Consider the following 15620-nt stretch of genomic DNA (forward strand, 5'->3'; position numbering starts at 1 on the left):
CGTTCCTATACTTCGCTTAAGGGGACAACGGCGTGACGGCCGTGACCACATCCGTGGGGGGAGTCGCACCGTGCCACAGCATGTGCCCGCGCCGGCCAAGGGGGACACCGCGGTGAGCGCCGAGCCGGGGCCTCCCCCCGGGCGGCCGCGTGACGCCGCCCCCGGGACGGCGTCACGGGGCCTCCCCGAGGCGCTGAGACCCTGGGCGGTCCTCACCTGGCTGCCGTTACTCCTGGCGGCCGGTCTCTGGACCACCTCGCTCCCGTACATCGGATTCCGCTCGATGGGGGAGTACGGGCTCCTGGACCGGCTGCCCGTCATCTACTACCTCTCCCTGCTCGCCCTGACCGCCGGCTTCCTGGTCAGCCTCCGCCGGGCGGGCACCGCCGCCCCGTGGTGGCCCGCGCTGTACTGCGCCGGACTCCTGATGGCCCTCAAGGGCGTCCCCGCCGTCCTGTACGACTCGGAGCGCTATCCCTGGGCGTCCAAGCACGACGCGGTCATCAACCACCTGCTGGCCAACGGCGAACTGCGCCCGGACGAGGGCCTGTCGGGCAACATGTCCGCCTACGACCAGTGGCCCGGCTTCTTCACGCTCAACGGCGGGCTCGTCCGCGCCTTCGGGGCCGACAGCGCCGCCGCCTACCTGAACTGGGCCCCCGTCGTCCTCGGCCTGCTGATGATGCCGGTCCTGGTCCTGATCTACCGCACCTTCAGCGAGGACCGGCGCCTCGTGTGGACCGCCGTCTGGATCTTCCAGCTCGCCAACTGGGTGGGCCAGGACTATCTCGCCCCGCAGGGCCTCGCCTTCCTCCTCCACCTCGCCGTACTCGCCGTCGTCGTACGGCACTTCGTGCGTCCCGGTTCCGCCGGGCGGCTGGGCTCGCGCGCCTGGCTGGACCCGGCCGCCGCCACCGTGCCGCCGCCCACCGGCACCCGGCAGCGCGCGGTCTGCGTCGCGGTCCTGGTGCCCCTGATCGCGGCCGTCAACGCGACGCACCAGCTGACCCCGGTGATGCTCTGTGTCACCCTGCTCGCGCTCAACCTCACCCGCCGCTACCGCAACCTGGGGCTCCTCGCCGTGGCCGGGCTGATCATGCTGGCCTGGGACCTCACCATGGGCCGTCCCCTCTTCCTGGAGACACTGGGCACCCTGCGCGACTCCCTCGGCGAACTCACCCGGAACTCCCGCGCCGGATACGCCGGGCAGCTCACCGGGGCCGGACCCGAGCTCGCGGGCCGCGCCAACGTCCTGATGGTGCTGGCCGTCGCCGTCCTCGCCGGCGCGGCACTCCTGCTGCGACGGCGCCTGGCGCACAGCGCCCTGCCGCTGCTGCTGGCCTCCGCCGCGCCCGTCCCGCTGTTCGTGGTCAACGACTACGGCGGCGAAATGCTCTTCCGGGTCTACCTGTTCGCGCTCCCGGGCGCCGCGTTCTTCGCCGCCGCCGCGCTCGTCCCGGCCGCCGGGGGCGCCGGTGCGCAACGGGTCGGGCCCGCCGTAAGGAAGATCTGCGCCGTCGCGCTGCCGGTGTCCCTGGCCGCGCTGCTCGCCGGGTTCATGCCGTCCTACTACGGCAAGGAGCAGATGAACTACACCCCGCCCGCCGAGACCGCGCTCGTCACCCGCGCCATCGACCGCGCCCCCGAAGGAGCGCTGATCCTGGCCACCACCGGCTCCTTCCCCAAGGCGCTGCACCGCTACGACCGGCTGGAGCACTGGTTCTTCGCCGAGCAGGAACTCACCGCGAACGTCGAGATGCTGAAGGACCCGGCGGGCTACCTCTCGTCCCGGCTGCCGCCCGGCACCACGGCCTACGTCATCCTCACGCGCACCCAGGACATCTACACGGCGGGTGAGGGGCTGCTGCCCCCCGGCGGCTTCGACGCCCTGACCCGGGACCTCGCCGCCTCGCCGCTCTTCCATGTGGTCGAGCGGACCGGACACGGTCTCGTCCTGCGCCACGACAGCCCCTGAGACAGGTCCCCGACCAGGAAGGCAGCCACGTGTCCGAGAACCGGCAACCGGCACTCCCCGCCCGGCAGACCCTGATCAGAGCCGCCCTGGCGCTCTCCGGGTGGGTGGCGCTCGGCGCGACCGCGCTGCCGGGGGGTTCGCCGCTGCGCTGGGCCCCCGTGCTCCTCTTCGTCTGCCTCGGCCCCGGCCTCGCCCTGCTGTATCCCCGGCCCGGACCGACCGGGCCGGGCGCCGGCCTGGAGACGGCCGCGCTCGCCGCGCCCCTCGGGCTCTCCGTGGCCGTCGTCGCGGCCACCGCGCTGTTCCTGGTGGAAGGGTTCTCGGGGACCGCGTTCCTGGTGTCCCTCGCCGCGTTCACCACCCTCGCCGCAGCCCTCCCGGGGCTTGCGCTGCCCGCGGCCACCCGGGGCGCCGTCGAGCGCGCCGGGCCGGCCGGCGGGAGGCGCCCGTGACCCGCCACCGCACACGGGAGGGCCGCCGCCCCCGTACGTCCCTCGTACTCGCCCTGGTCGCCGTCGCGGCGCTGCTGACCGGACTGGTCGCCCTGTTCGCCACGGACTCCTCCGATGCGGGCGACGAGCGGGTGCCCTCCGCCGGAGCCCTCCCGGCCGACGCCGCCACCGGCCCGGTGCCCGGCGGGACGTGCGCCCCCACCGCCACGCTCGTCCCGCCGTGCGGGGCCTGGTGGGGCGCCTACGTGCCGTACGCCGAGAACGGATCGCTCAAGGACGCGGTGTACGCGTTCGAGGAGAAGATCGGCCGGAAGCTCGACCTCCTGTACACGTACCACGACATGTCGAACACCGATCTCGACGGACAGCTCCTGACCCCCGACGAGCAGGTCCTCGGCCGGGACCGGCTGCTCATGCTGGCCTGGGAGTCCACGGTGTGGCGCGAGCCCCACCACGCCGACTGGACCGAGGACCAGCTCGGCTGGGCGGCCATCGCGTCGGGAAAGCACGACCGCGAGATCATCGACCCGCAGGCGCGCCGCCTCAAGGCGTACGGGAAGCGGGTGTTCTTCTCCTTCGACCAGGAGGCCGACGCCCGGGTCGGCGACGCGGGCACGCCCGAGGAGTACGTCGCCGCCTACCGCCACCTCCACGACCGTTTCGAGGAGCTGGGCGTGGACAACGTGGTCTGGGTGTGGACGGTCTCCGGCTACCTCCCCTCGGGAGAACTCTTCGAACGGCTCTACCCGGGCGACGACTACGTCGACTGGATCGGCATGGACCAGTACAACTACTTCACCTGCCACGGCACCACGGACTGGAAGGACTTCGACCGCAGCCAGCGGCCGACGTACGAGTGGCTGCGCACCCACATCAGCGACGAGAAGCCCCTGATGTTCGCCGAGTTCGCCACCGCGCCCGATCCGGCGGACGAGGACCGCCGGCGCGAGTGGTACGAGGAGATCCCGGAGGTGGCCAGGACCATGCCCGAGGCGAAGGCGCTGGTGCACTGGAACCGGGCGGTTCCGGGCAAGGGCTGCGACCTCACGGTCAACGAGGGGCCGGGCCTTGAGGGTTACCGGACGGCCGGCCAGGACGACTGGTTCAAGCAGCCGGTGCCCGGGCGCTGAACCACCCCCGGACGCCGTACGCCACCGCCGCCGCCGCGCACAGCCCCCAGAACACGGGCAGTCCGGCCGCGGCGAAGGCGTCCTGCGCGGCCCACCCGGCCACCGCGAGCGCCCACACCGCGGCGGCCGTGACCCGCCAGTGCGCCCCGGCCGCCACCAGCAGGACCACGGCCGGCGCCAGGCACAGCAGCTGGAGCGCGAGCGGCAGGGCCCGCAGCACCGCCTCCGGCGGGGCCGCTCCCGGCGCCCCCGCGAGGACGCCGGCGAGCGTCCCGTGCCACTCCCGTGAGGCGGCGGGCGGCCGTACGCCGAGGAGGAGCGGGGCCGAGTGCAGGGCCGCCACGGTCGCCAGCAGCGAGGCGCCCAGCAGCGCGGGCCGGGGGCGGTGCAGCGCGACGGCCGCGGTGTGGACGACGATCAGGAGCACCCCGGCGGTCACCGTGACCGGTGGCAGCGCGCCGATCAGCTCCGCACCGGTCAGACGCGTGCGCCCGGAGTGCGCCGCGCGTGACAGCGGCACCCAGAAGAGCCCGGCCGCGAGCACGAGCAGTCCCCAGAGCCACAGCGCCTCGCGCCGTTCCGGCCCCGCGTCCGCCCGCTGTTCCGCTCCCCGCCGTTCCCGCGCCGCGAGCCGTGCCCAGCCCGTTCCGAACTCCTCGGCTCCCGGCGCCGCACGCCGGGAGCGCCGCGGCGTACGCCCGGTCAGGGCGGAACGCAGTCCGAGGGCGGAGACGGCGGCCACCGCGGTCATGGCGATCAGCATCGCCCAGCCGGCGCCGGCGATCCCCAGCGGGCCGAGCAGCACGGCCGCGCTGCCGAGGACGAGGACACACATCGCGCCCTGCAGGACGGCCAGGGCGCCGGTGCGGCCCTGCACCCGCAGCACGCCGATGTACAGCTCGACGACGACCCGGGGCAGGGCGGCCGCCGCCAGCAGCCGCAGGACCAGGGTGCCGTGCGCGGCGTAGTCGGAACCGAAGGGGCTCAGGATCTGCGGGGCGAAGAGGAGCAGGACGGCCACGACGGGAACCAGCAGGACCGCCATGCGGCGCAGTGCCCCGCGCACGCCCTCGGCCAGATGGCCGGGGCTGTGCGAGGCGTGCGCGGTGAGGGAGGAGGCCATGTTGATGGCCATGAACTCCATGGTGCCGCCGACGGTGTAGGCGATGTAGAAGAAGCCGTTGTGCGCGGCGTCGAAGCGCACGGCGACCATCACCGGCAGCAGGTTGATCATGGCCAGGCTGAAGAGCGCGCCGACGGAGTCGCCCGCCAGGAACCGGCCGATCTCACGCATCCCGGGCGGCTCGCGGTCCCGGTCGGTGCCGGCCTGACGTGGGATCAGCCGGCGGAAGACCATCCAGCCGAGGGGCAGCACGGACAGGGTGATGGCCGCGGCCCAGGAGACGAAGACACCGAGGACGGGGAGCGCGGTCGCGAACGCGGCGAGGAGCAGCAGCTTGCCGACGGAGAACACGGCGTTGCCGACGGGCACCCAGACGGCCTTGCGCAGCCCGGTCAGCACTCCGTCCTGGAGGGTGAGGACCGCCCAGGCGACGCAGGAGCCGGTGAAGACGAGCCCGGCGGAGAGGGTGCCGAGCGGGGCGTACGAATCGCCCCACAGGTCCAGCGTGAGCAGGAAGACCACGCAGGCCAGGGTGACGACGACGGAACTGACCAGGTAGGTACGGGCGACCAGGGAGCCGGTGGCGCGTCCGGCGCGGGGCACGTAGCGGACGACGGCGCCGATCATCGTGGTCGCGGTGACCGAGGCGAGGAGCCGCATCGCGGCGATGGCGGCGGAGCCCTGGCCGACGGCCTCCTCGCTGTAGTAGCGGGCGGCGACCAGCCAGAAGCCCAGGCCGAGGGCGGCGGAGACCCCGGTGGAGAGCATCAGGGCGTAGGCGTTGCGGAACATCGCGTCGCCGCTCGCGCCGCCGCTCTCCGGGGCCTGCGGGAGCGGCGCGCCCGTCTTCGGCCGGCCGGCTCTCGCGGTGTCAGCCACCGGGCAGCTCTCCCGCCGGCCGGGCACCCGCCGAGGCCAGGGTCTCGATGACCGCGCCGGCGCGCAGCGGGTCGACGGGCAGGGCGTGGCGGGCGAACCAGGCCGCCGCGGCGGGGGCGGGCGACGGGTCGGTGAACGGTGGGCCCGCGTAGGTGTCGAGCGGCGGGTCGTAGAGGTAGCCGACGGTGACGCGCCGGCGGGCGAGCGCGGCGACGGCCGCGTCCCGGTCGGCCACGAGCAACGGGACCCGGAAGAGCGGCTGGACGGGGGCGCCGGTGGTGACCGGAGGGGCCCAGCGGGTCGCGAGCAGACGCTCGGTGCCCGCCCGGTGCGCGGCGAGCCGCTCGTCGAGGCCGGCCAGCAGGCGGGCGACGCGCCGCAGCCGTAATCGGCCGGGGGCGACGCGGTAGTCGTGCATGTCGACCCGGACCCAGGAGTGGAGGGCCGTCAGCGAGGGCGCGGCGCCCAGGGCGCCGCGCAGCTCCGCGGGCCGCAACGGCATCCGGATCCCGTCCCGTTCCTGGAGCCCGAGGAGCCGCAGGGCCCACCAGGCGGCGGGGGCGAGCCGCAGCCCGCGTACGGCCGCTTCCGCGTACGGGCGTACGGCGTAGGCGAGTTCGGCGGTGAGGCGGGCCGGATCGAGCAGGGCGTCGCGGGCCCGTTCGAGCGGGGCGCGCAGGGCGGGGTCGGCGACGGCGAGGAAGCCTCCGGCCTTCGCGCCGACGTGTTTGGAGAGGCTGAAGGCCGCCGCGTCCCCGTACGAGCCGACCGGTCTTCCGTCCGTGACGCTGCCGATGGCGTGCGCGGCGTCCTCGATCAGGGGGACGCCGAGGCGGTCGCAGTGTGCGCGCAGCCGCCCGGCCGGGTCCGGGTTCCCGTACGGATTGGTGGTGAGGACGGCCGAGATGCCGGCCCAGAGGGCGTCGGGCACGGCGTCCACGTCGATCGTGCCGTCCGCCGCGGACAGCGGGGCCTGGACGGGCCGCAGGCCGGCGGCGAGGACGACGAAGAGGATGACGTCGTCGTTGACCGGGGACATCAGGATCCTGCCGCCGGGTTCGCACCAGTGGCGGAGCGCCAGATAGAGGCCGAGCCGGCAGGACGGCACGTACAGGCATTCCCGGCCCAGCCGGACGCCCATCGCCCTCTCGACCGCCGCCGTCGCTCCGCGGTCAGCAGGACCGCTCTCCCCATGAGCCATGTGTTCCCCCCAGAACCCCGCCCAATGTGGCCCAGTCCGTGCCACTTCGTCAACAATGCGGAAGGACCCGCCCGTTCGGCCGGGGCAGGTCCTTCCGCAGTGAGGTGCCGGTGGTTCGGGTGACGCCGGGTCACTCCTCCACGGTCAGGCCCTTCCTGAGCTTGACCAGGGTCCGGGAGAGGAGCCGGGACACGTGCATCTGTGAGATGCCGAGCTCTTCGCCGATCTCCGACTGCGTCATGTTGGAGACGAACCGCATGGAGAGGATCGTGCGGTCGCGCAGCGGGAGCGAGGCGATGAGCGGCTTGAGGGACTCGACGTACTCGATGCCCTCCAGGCCGTGGTCCTCGTAGCCGAGGCGGTCCGCGAGGGCGCCCTCGTTGCCGTCGGTCTGGTCGTCGGGCTTGGCGTCCAGCGAGCTCGCGGTGTAGGCGTTGCTCGCGGCCATGCCCTCGACGACCTCGTCCCTGCTGAGGCCGAGGCGGTCGGCGAGCTCGGCGACCGTGGGGGAGCGGTCCAGCTTCTGGGCCAGCTCGTCGCCCGCCTTGGCGAGGTCCAGCCGCAGCTCCTGCAGCCGGCGCGGGACGCGCACGGACCAGCTGGTGTCGCGGAAGAAGCGCTTGATCTCGCCGACGATGGTGGGCATCGCGAACGTCGGGAATTCGACGCCCCTGCTGAGCTCGAAGCGGTCGATCGCCTTGATCAGGCCGATGGTGCCGACCTGGACGATGTCCTCCATGGGCTCGCTGCGGGTGCGGAACCGGGCGGCGGCGAACTTGACCAGGGCCAAGTTGAGTTCTACGAGGGTGTTGCGCACGTACGCGTACTCGTGGGTGCCCTCCTCGAGGGCTTCGAGCCGCGCGAAGAGCGTCTTGGAGAGGGCCCTGGCGTCCAGGGCGCCGACCTCGGCGTAGGGCGGGATCTCGGGAAGTCCCTCGAGACCCTCGAACTCCTCGTCCGGAAGGTGGTCCTCGGCGGACAGGTCGGTGGTGGTGCCTGTGCTGGTCCGCGGGCCGGGTACGGCGCTCGCGACAGCGGAGTCGGAATCGGTCGGTCCCTGAGGACATGCCGACGTCGCGTCGTGGGTACGCGATACGTCGAGCCGGGGTGACATGGTTCTCCTCCATCGTTCTCGGCATATGGCTGCCGATGCCCATACGTCTTCCTGCGGTGAAGCGGCGCCTCCGAAGCCGATCGGGATTACTGGTGCAGATGTCTCTTCTACCCTTACCCGTTTCCAGCCACGAGTTACAAGCGCCAAATCGGCCTATATGTCCGGTTTGTTGAGTTCTTCGACTACCGTGTGGCGAGGGAAACGCGTAATGTTTTACGCACGTCGGCGGCAGCCACGCAGAAGCCGCGTACACAGGGACGTGGGTAGTGACGGACGGCGAAGAGGGACAGTCAATGGACCGCGGGACGGTCGGCAGTGCGAACCGGGGTCGACTCCGTGTCGAAGCCCGGACCGAGGGGCGGAGCGAGGTGGTGACGCCGGTGGGTGAGCTCGACCACCACACCGCGGATCTGCTTCGGGAGCCCCTGGAGAGCGCGGTCGAGGAAGGGCGCACACGCCTGGTGGTCGACTGCTCCGGGCTCGAGTTCTGCGACTCCACCGGGCTCAATGTGCTGCTCGGCGCGCGCCTGAAGGCCGAGGCCGCCGGAGGAGGGGTCCATCTTGCCGGAATGCAGCCCGTGGTGGCTCGCGTCTTCGAGATCACGGGGGCTGAGGCGGTCTTCACCGTCCACGCCTCGCTCGAAGACGCTCTGAGCAGCTGACAGCGGCGCCGCCGATGTCAGCCCCCGGCCCCGGGAACCCCGCCTGTCGCGCGAGTCACGCTCACGGCGTAGGCGAAAAGGGTGTTGTCACCACCCGGCCGGGCAGGAGACACCTCGTCGGGGTCATGGAACCCGCACACTCTGTATCTGATCAGTTCTGTTCGATGGCAACACGGTGAATCGGTGAGGTGAAGCGCTGATGAGCACCACCCGGCAGCATCCGCCGGGCGGCCTCGGCCGCGAGCCGGACGGCACGGGCACCGCCTCTGCCGTACCCGCTGACCGGCAGTGGCGCACGCTCTCGCTGAGACAGGCCAGCGGCATCGTGCCGATGGCCCGCGATTTCGCCCGGCAGGCGCTCCACGACTGGGGCTGGCTTCCCGCGTCGGGGGCAGACCGGCGGGCGGCGGCGGAGGACGTCCTCCTGGTCGTCTCCGAGCTCGTCACGAACGCCTGCCTGCACGCGGACGGCCCCGAGGAGCTCCGCATCGCCTGCTCGCCCAAGATGCTCCGGGTCGAGGTCGTCGACGCCGGGGCCGGCCAGCCGGCGCCGCGCACCCCGCACCGCGCGGGGCGCCCCGGCGGGCACGGCATGTTCATCGTGCAGCGGCTCTGCATGGACTGGGGCGTGACGCGTACGCCGGAGCAGCCGGGCAAGACCGTCTGGGCGGAGCTCGCCGCTCCGGCGTAACCGCTCCCTCGTCACCCCACGCAACACTCGGGGCCCCGCACCGATCCGATCGGTGCGGGGCCCTGAGTCATGTGGGCGGGGTCCGTGTCAGCGGACGTTGCCCATGAGCGCCTTGACCTTGCCGCGGTACATGAAGATCGCGACACCGGCGAGGACCGCGAGCGCGGCCTGGAGGGCCACCACCCCGTTGCCGTTGAGTTCGACTCCGGCGAGGGACAGCAGACCCGTGGTGCAGTCACCGGCGGTCACGGCCAGGAACCAGACACCCATCATCTGGCTGGCGTACTTGGCCGGGGCCATCTTGGTGGTGACCGAGAGGCCGACCGGGGAGAGCGTCAGCTCGCCGACGGTCTGCACGAAGTAGATCGCGACCAGCCACATCGCGGCAGCCTTGTGGCCGTCGCCCGCGATGGCCAGGGGCGCCAGGAAGAGGAAGAACGACGCGCCGACCAGCACCAGACCGGAGCTGAACTTCACGATCGTGCTGGGCTCCTTGCCCCGCCGGTTCAGCGCCAGCCAGAAGGCGGCGAAGACCGGAGCCAGCGCCATGATCAGGACCGGGTTGACCGACTGGTACCAGGAGACCGGGAAGTCCCAGCCGAGGACCGAGTTCTCCGCCGAGGAGTCGGCGAAGATCGCCAGGGTCGAACCACCCTGGTCGTAGATCATCCAGAAGATGGCGGCGGCCACGAAGAACCAGATGTAGCCGGACATCTTCGCCTGCTCGGCCTGGTCGAGCTCCTTGTCGCGCTTGATGCGCGCCAGGACCACCACGGGGATGACGAGACCGGCGACCGTGATCGGGACCAGCAGCCAGTTCAGCGTGTAGACGCCGGTGACGACCGTGCCGATGTAGAAGACGGCCGCGATGCCCAGCCAGATCATCGACTTGCGCAGCGTGGAGGCGCGCTCGGCCACGGAGAGCGGCTTCGGCACGACGTGGCTGCGCTCGTTCAGGTGGCGGGTGCCGAGCAGGAACTGGGCGACACCGAGTCCCATGCCGGCGGCGGCCAGGGCGAAGCCCAGGTGCCAGTTGACGTTCTCGCCGACGGTGCCGATCACCAGCGGGGCGGCGAAGGCGCCCACGTTGATGCCCATGTAGAAGATCGTGAAGCCACCGTCACGGCGCGGGTCGTCCGGGCCGTCGTAGAGATGGCCGACCATCGTCGAGATGTTCGCCTTCAGCAGGCCGGAGCCGATCGCCACCAGGCCGAGGCCCGCGAAGAAGGTGCCCTCGGCGGGCAGGGCCAGCACCAGGTGGCCGAGCATGACGACGCCGCCCGCGATGGCGACGGTCTTGCGGGGGCCCCAGACACGGTCGCCGATCCAGCCGCCGGGCATGGTGAGCAGGTACACCAGCGACAGGTAGACCGAGTAGATCGCGGTGGCCGTCGCGGGGTTCATGTGAAGCCCGTTGGGAGCGATCAGGTAGAGCGGGAGAAGGGCGCGCATGCCGTAGTAGCTGAAACGCTCCCACATCTCCGTCATGAAGAGAGTGGCCAGGCCGCGGGGGTGGCCGAAGAAGGTCTTCTCCGAACCAGAAGTACTGGCCGAGTCCTTCGTCAGGCTGGACGCCATGGTCGATCCTTGCTGGTCGGGACGCGCTCGCCTCGTGAGCGGTACGCGCCCGGTGGGGGGTAGCCGGCACCGGACGGACACGCCCCACCCCCGACGCCTCGAGGGGATTCGATCCGGGCCACCGCTCCGCTGGGAGTGGGGTGACGGGGTCGTGGGACAGACCGCTCCGGGATCCACGCCCGGCGCGCGTCCTCGCGCTCCGGGCCCGGCCCACAGGTCATTCACTGGTCGGGGCCGGCGGGAACCGGCCCGTACACAAAAGAGACCCTTGGCGCGAAAAGCTGCCCAAAGGTCCTTCGGTGGTGCAACAGGCGTCGAGCAACCATACGACACGACACGCGGGGATATGGAAGGACTTGAGAGATGGATCACAGGTATGCGTGGAACCACGGTCCCATATTCAAAGGAGGATGACCGATTCGTGACCCTGACTCGCAGGGCCTGCCCAGTGCCTCACCCCAGCGGGCCTGCGCGGACTACCATCACTCCATGACCCGTGTACTGCTCGCCGAGGACGACGCATCCATCTCGGAGCCACTGGCCCGCGCCCTGCGTCGTGAGGGTTACGAGGTCGAGGTCCGCGAGGACGGTCCGACCGCGCTGGACGCCGGACTCCAGGGAGGCGTCGACCTGGTCGTCCTCGACCTGGGGCTGCCCGGGATGGACGGGCTGGAGGTCGCCAGGCGGCTCCGGGCCGACGGCCACGCCGTGCCGATCCTGGTGCTGACCGCCCGGGCCGACGAGGTCGACACGGTGGTCGGCCTGGACGCCGGGGCCGACGACTACGTCACCAAGCCCTTCCGCCTCGCCGAGCTCCTCGCCCGGGTCCGCGCCCTGCTGCGCCGCGGCGCCACCGAGCCCGCCCCGCAGCCCGCCACGCACGGCGTCAGGATCGACGTCGAGTCCCATCGGGCCTGGATGGGCGACGAGGAACTCCAGCTCACCGCCAAGGAGTTCGACCTGCTGCGGGTCCTCGTGCGGGACGCCGGCCGGGTCGTCACCCGCGACCAGCTGATGCGTGAGGTGTGGGACACCACCTGGTGGTCCTCCACGAAGACCCTCGACATGCACATCTCCTGGCTCCGCAAGAAGCTCGGCGACGACGCGGCCAATCCGCGCTACATCGCCACCGTCCGGGGCGTCGGCTTCCGCTTCGAGAAGAGCTGACGTACAGAACACTCATGCGCCGCCGACTGATCAACTCCACGCTCGCCGTGGTGCTCGTCGTGATCGCCGTCTTCGGCGTCTCCCTCGTCATCGTCGAGACCCGCACCATCAGCAACAGCGCCCAGGAGAGCGTCGACTCCGAGGCTTTCCGGCTGATCAGCGTCGTCGAGAGCCGGCTGCTCGGCGCCGAGCGGATCACCCCCCAGGTCCTCGCCGAGCAGGTGGACCCCAGTCGCTACGCCCGCGTCGAGATCCCGGGGCGCGCCGCCATCGAGGTCGGTGACCGCCCCACCGGCGGCGACGCCATCCGGAGCACGGAGACGGGGGATCAGGGCGAGAAGGTCACCGTCGAGGAGGACCGCTCGGCCGTGACCCGCGAGGTCGGCCGGACCCTGCTGATCATCGGAGCGGTGGCGCTGCTCGCCATCATCTCCGCCGTACTCCTCGCCGTACGCCAGGCCGACCGGCTCACCTCCCCGCTCACCGACCTCGCCGAGACGGCCGAGCGCCTCGGATCGGGCGATCCCCGCCCCCGCCACAAGCGGTACGGGGTGACGGAGCTGGACCGGGTCGCCGACGTCCTGGACTCGTCCGCCGAGCGGATCGCCCGGATGCTGACCGCGGAGCGGCGCCTGGCGGCGGACGCCTCGCACCAGCTCCGTACGCCCCTGACCGCCCTCTCCATGCGGATCGAGGAGATCTCCGTCACCGACGACCCGGAGACGGTGAAGGAGGAGGCGAACATCGCGCTCACCCAGGTCGAGCGGCTCACCGACGTGGTGCAGCGGCTGCTGACCAACGCCCGCGACCCGCGCACCGGCTCCGCCGTCGTCTTCGACCTCGACGAGGTCGTCAAGCAGCAGATCGAGGAGTGGCGCCCGGCCTACCGCAGCGCCGGCCGGGCGGTCGTCTGCTCGGGCAAGCACGGCCTGGAGGCCGTCGGCACCCCGGGAGCCGTCGCCCAGGTGCTCGCCGCGCTGATCGAGAACTCGCTGATGCACGGTGGCGGCACGGTCGCGCTGCGTACCCGTGTCACCGGCAACCAGGTCGTCGTCGAGGTCACGGACGAGGGGCCCGGCGTCCCCGCCGACCTTGGGGCGCGGATCTTCGAGCGCACCATCAGCGGCCGCAACTCCACCGGGATCGGCCTGGCCGTGGCCCGGGACCTCGCCGAGGCCGACGGCGGCCGGCTCGAACTGCTCCAGCAGCAGCCGCCGGTCTTCGCCCTCTTCCTCAGCCGTGTCGCGCCGAGCCGCAAGGACTCCCTGCGCCCCGTGCGCTGAGCGTCAGCGGGTCACGGGACCCGGTGTCACCTCGTCGGAGGGCCGCCGCTGTTCCAGAAACCGTTCCGCGTCGAGCACGGCCTCCTTGGCGGGCAGCGCCCTGAACACCCAGGTGCGGTAGGACCAGAAGCGGAACAGCGTGGCGACCCCGATGCCGATGATCTTGAAGACATTGCTCTGGACCGGGCTGTTCCAGCCGAAGCCGTACGTCGCCAGGTAGAGCACGCCCGTCTCGATGACCGCCCCGACCGCGCTGAAGAGCAGGAACAGCGTCAGCTCCCGGGTACGGCCGGTCTTGTCACGGTCCCGGTAGGTCCAGTAACGGAAGCCGACGTAGTTGAAGAGGATGGCGACGACCGTCCCCATCAGTCCGGCCCGCACCACGGGGAAGTCCGTGGTGCGCCAGATCAGGTTCGAGACGACGATATTGACGACCAGCCCGAGTGCGCCGACCGCGCCGAACTTGGCGACCTCCCGGGCCAGCAGATCAAGCCGGGTCCGCAGTGCGCCCCGTTCGCTCATGGTGATCGCTCAGCCCCGTCCGGTCGGTTTCGTCAACTCGGCCATGCTAACCAGCCCTCCCGTGTGATGCCCGTGAGCCGCCTCGCCCCCGTGACGAGGCCTCGTGCCGGGGGGGTGCCGGAGAGGGTGGGGGCGGCCTTCGCACGGCCCGATACCCTGGACCGGTGACGTTCCCTGTAGTCGGCATGGTCGGCGGCGGTCAGCTCGCCCGCATGACCCACGAGGCGGGCATCCCCCTCGGCCTCAAATTCAAGCTCCTCAGTGACACGCCCCAGGACTCGGCCGCCCAGGTGGTGGGCGAGGTCGTCGTCGGTGACTACCGCGACCTGGAGACACTGCGCGCCTTCGCGCGCGGCTGCGACGTGATCACCTTCGACCACGAACATGTACCGACCGAGCACCTCCGGGCCCTGGAGGCGGACGGCATTCCCGTACGCCCCGGCCCCGACGCTCTGGTGCACGCCCAGGACAAGGGGGTGATGCGCGCGAAGCTCACGGAGATCGGCGCGCCCTGCCCCCGGCACCGCATCGTCGCGGACGCGGCGGACGCCGCCGCCTTCGCCGAGGAGGTGGGGGGCTTCCCCGTCATCCTGAAGACGGTCCGCGGCGGATACGACGGCAAGGGCGTCTGGGTGGTCCGCTCCGAGGCGGACGCCGCCGAGCCCTTCCGGGCGGGTGTCCCCGTCCTCGCCGAGGAGAAGGTCGACTTCGTGCGGGAACTGGCGGCGAACATCGTCCGCTCGCCGCACGGCCAGGCCGTCGCCTACCCGGTCGTCGAGTCCGTCCAGGTCGACGGGGTCTGCGACACCGTCATCGCCCCGGCACCCGGCCTGGACGAGCGCCTCGCGGGGGAGGCCCAGCAGCTCGCCCTGCGGATCGCCGCCGAGCTGGGCGTGGTCGGCCACCTCGCGGTCGAGCTCTTCGAGACGCACGACGGCCGCATTCTCGTGAACGAGCTCGCGATGCGCCCGCACAACTCCGGGCACTGGACCCAGGACGGCGCGGTCACCTCGCAGTTCGCCAACCATGTACGGGCCGTCCTGGACCTCCCGCTCGGCGACCCCCGCCCGCGCGCCACCTGGACGGTCATGTGCAACGTCCTCGGCGGCGACTACCCGGACATGTACCAGGCGTATCTGCACTGCATGGCCCGGGACCCGCAGCTCAAGATCCACATGTACGGCAAGGACGTGAAGCCCGGCCGCAAGGTGGGCCACGTCAACACCTACGGCGACGATCTGGCGGACGTGCGGGAGCGCGCCCGGCACGCGGCCGACTACCTGCGAGGAACGATCACCGAATGACCGCACCAGGCTCCGCCCCCGTCGTCGGCATCGTCATGGGCTCGGACTCCGACTGGCCCGTGATGGAAGGGGCCGCCAAGGCCCTCGGCGAGTTCGAGATCCCCTACGAGGTCGACGTCGTCTCCGCCCACCGCATGCCGCACGAGATGATCGAGTACGGCGAGAGGGCCGCGGACCGCGGTCTCAAGGCCATCATCGCGGGGGCGGGCGGAGCGGCCCACCTGCCCGGGATGCTCGCCTCCGTCACCCCGCTGCCCGTGATCGGCGTACCGGTACCGCTGAAGTACCTCGACGGCATGGACAGCCTGCTGTCCATCGTCCAGATGCCGGCCGGGGTCCCCGTCGCCACGGTCTCCGTCGGCGGCGCCCGTAACGCCGGACTGCTCGCCGCCCGTATCCTCGCCGCCCACGACAGCGCGCTGCTGGAACGGATGAAGGACTTCCAGCAGGAGCTCAAGGAGCAGGCGACGGAGAAGGGCAAGCGGCTGCGCGCCAAGGCCCAGGGCGCGGACTCCTTCGGCTTCGGGAAGTAGGCCCCC

At 71.8% G+C, this 15620-nt stretch carries 14 protein-coding genes; 9 read left to right on the plus strand and 5 right to left on the minus strand.

The window, feature by feature from the left end; genetic code table 11:
* The first annotated feature begins 70 nt into the window (after positions 1 to 70).
* From ACZ32T_RS27945 to ACZ32T_RS27955, 3 genes are read left to right on the plus strand one after another with little or no spacing between them, the layout of a single operon-like run.
* Positions 71 to 1975: a hypothetical protein gene (locus ACZ32T_RS27945; RefSeq protein WP_467273364.1), complete on the plus strand. Its 1905-nt coding sequence runs from the start codon at positions 71 to 73 to the stop codon at positions 1973 to 1975.
* A 29-nt stretch (positions 1976 to 2004) separates the two neighbouring features.
* The gene (locus tag ACZ32T_RS27950; RefSeq protein WP_467273365.1) at positions 2005 to 2427 is read left to right on the plus strand and encodes a hypothetical protein; all 423 of its coding nucleotides are present in this window, start codon (positions 2005 to 2007) and stop codon (positions 2425 to 2427) included.
* Complete coding sequence (locus tag ACZ32T_RS27955) at positions 2424 to 3557, plus strand: glycoside hydrolase family 26 protein (protein ID WP_467369636.1); 1134 nt, start codon at positions 2424 to 2426, stop codon at positions 3555 to 3557. Before ACZ32T_RS27950 ends, ACZ32T_RS27955 begins: the two co-directional genes overlap by 4 nt.
* Here the strand turns inward: ACZ32T_RS27955 and ACZ32T_RS27960 are convergent.
* The 3 genes from ACZ32T_RS27960 to ACZ32T_RS27970 form a co-directional block, all read right to left on the minus strand.
* A complete protein-coding gene (locus tag ACZ32T_RS27960; RefSeq protein ID WP_467369639.1) occupies positions 3532 to 5559 on the minus strand; it encodes a lipopolysaccharide biosynthesis protein in 2028 nt (675 codons plus the stop codon). The genes ACZ32T_RS27955 and ACZ32T_RS27960 overlap by 26 nt on opposite strands.
* On the minus strand, positions 5552 to 6760 hold the full coding sequence (locus ACZ32T_RS27965) for a DegT/DnrJ/EryC1/StrS family aminotransferase (protein WP_467369641.1): 1209 nt from the start codon (positions 6758 to 6760) through the stop codon (positions 5552 to 5554). Before ACZ32T_RS27965 ends, ACZ32T_RS27960 begins: the two co-directional genes overlap by 8 nt.
* Positions 6761 to 6890: 130 nt before the next feature.
* Positions 6891 to 7874, minus strand: coding sequence for an RNA polymerase sigma factor SigF (locus tag ACZ32T_RS27970; RefSeq protein WP_467273369.1), 984 nt, complete (start codon positions 7872 to 7874; stop codon positions 6891 to 6893).
* 293 nt (positions 7875 to 8167) lie between these two features.
* On the opposite strand from ACZ32T_RS27970, the gene ACZ32T_RS27975 reads away from it, so the two are divergent.
* Both ACZ32T_RS27975 and ACZ32T_RS27980 read left to right on the plus strand, forming a co-directional pair.
* Entirely contained in the window at positions 8168 to 8536 is a 369-nt protein-coding gene (locus tag ACZ32T_RS27975) for an STAS domain-containing protein (RefSeq protein WP_467273370.1), read from the plus strand.
* 199 nt (positions 8537 to 8735) lie between these two features.
* On the plus strand, positions 8736 to 9227 hold the full coding sequence (locus ACZ32T_RS27980) for an ATP-binding protein (protein ID WP_467273371.1): 492 nt from the start codon (positions 8736 to 8738) through the stop codon (positions 9225 to 9227).
* An 87-nt stretch (positions 9228 to 9314) separates the two neighbouring features.
* Here the strand turns inward: ACZ32T_RS27980 and ACZ32T_RS27985 are convergent, their stop codons facing one another.
* Positions 9315 to 10805 (minus strand): oligopeptide:H+ symporter, encoded by a 1491-nt coding sequence (locus tag ACZ32T_RS27985; RefSeq protein WP_467369643.1) that lies wholly within the window; start codon positions 10803 to 10805, stop codon positions 9315 to 9317.
* Between the two features lie 489 nt (positions 10806 to 11294).
* Here ACZ32T_RS27985 and ACZ32T_RS27990 point away from each other — a divergent pair, with 489 nt between their 5' ends.
* Together ACZ32T_RS27990 and ACZ32T_RS27995 are read left to right on the plus strand one after the other, a co-directional pair.
* A complete protein-coding gene (locus ACZ32T_RS27990; RefSeq protein WP_031098784.1) occupies positions 11295 to 11972 on the plus strand; it encodes a response regulator transcription factor in 678 nt (225 codons plus the stop codon).
* A gap of 14 nt (positions 11973 to 11986) precedes the next feature.
* Positions 11987 to 13255: an ATP-binding protein gene (locus tag ACZ32T_RS27995; RefSeq protein ID WP_467273373.1), complete on the plus strand. Its 1269-nt coding sequence runs from the start codon at positions 11987 to 11989 to the stop codon at positions 13253 to 13255.
* 3 nt (positions 13256 to 13258) lie between these two features.
* Here the strand turns inward: ACZ32T_RS27995 and ACZ32T_RS28000 are convergent, their stop codons facing one another.
* Complete coding sequence (locus tag ACZ32T_RS28000; protein ID WP_467273374.1) at positions 13259 to 13777, minus strand: GtrA family protein; 519 nt, start codon at positions 13775 to 13777, stop codon at positions 13259 to 13261.
* A gap of 164 nt (positions 13778 to 13941) precedes the next feature.
* Between ACZ32T_RS28000 and ACZ32T_RS28005 the strand changes: the two genes are divergently transcribed.
* Positions 13942 to 15081 carry a 5-(carboxyamino)imidazole ribonucleotide synthase gene (locus tag ACZ32T_RS28005; protein ID WP_467273375.1) on the plus strand — a complete coding sequence of 380 codons (1140 nt, stop codon included), beginning with the start codon at positions 13942 to 13944 and terminating at the stop codon, positions 15079 to 15081.
* Positions 15078 to 15614: a 5-(carboxyamino)imidazole ribonucleotide mutase gene (gene purE, locus ACZ32T_RS28010; protein WP_467273376.1), complete on the plus strand. Its 537-nt coding sequence runs from the start codon at positions 15078 to 15080 to the stop codon at positions 15612 to 15614. The genes ACZ32T_RS28005 and purE overlap by 4 nt, the downstream gene beginning before the upstream one ends.
* Positions 15615 to 15620: the final 6 nt, after the last annotated feature.

The organism is Streptomyces sp. NPDC023573, from assembly GCF_055559735.1.

Excerpts from the sequence above, each read along its gene's own strand:
- ACZ32T_RS27965 (WP_467369641.1), bottom strand. The coding sequence starts at position 6,760 with ATGGCTCATGGGGAGAGCGGTCCTGCTGACCGCGGAGCGACGGCGGCG.
- ACZ32T_RS27970 (WP_467273369.1), bottom strand. The coding sequence starts at position 7,874 with ATGTCACCCCGGCTCGACGTATCGCGTACCCACGACGCGACGTCGGCA.
- ACZ32T_RS27975 (WP_467273370.1), top strand. The coding sequence starts at position 8,168 with ATGGACCGCGGGACGGTCGGCAGTGCGAACCGGGGTCGACTCCGTGTC.
- ACZ32T_RS27980 (WP_467273371.1), top strand. The coding sequence starts at position 8,736 with ATGAGCACCACCCGGCAGCATCCGCCGGGCGGCCTCGGCCGCGAGCCG.
- ACZ32T_RS27985 (WP_467369643.1), bottom strand. The coding sequence starts at position 10,805 with ATGGCGTCCAGCCTGACGAAGGACTCGGCCAGTACTTCTGGTTCGGAG.
- ACZ32T_RS27990 (WP_031098784.1), top strand. The coding sequence starts at position 11,295 with ATGACCCGTGTACTGCTCGCCGAGGACGACGCATCCATCTCGGAGCCA.
- ACZ32T_RS27995 (WP_467273373.1), top strand. The coding sequence starts at position 11,987 with ATGCGCCGCCGACTGATCAACTCCACGCTCGCCGTGGTGCTCGTCGTG.
- ACZ32T_RS28000 (WP_467273374.1), bottom strand. The coding sequence starts at position 13,777 with ATGAGCGAACGGGGCGCACTGCGGACCCGGCTTGATCTGCTGGCCCGG.
- purE (WP_467273376.1), top strand. The coding sequence starts at position 15,078 with ATGACCGCACCAGGCTCCGCCCCCGTCGTCGGCATCGTCATGGGCTCG.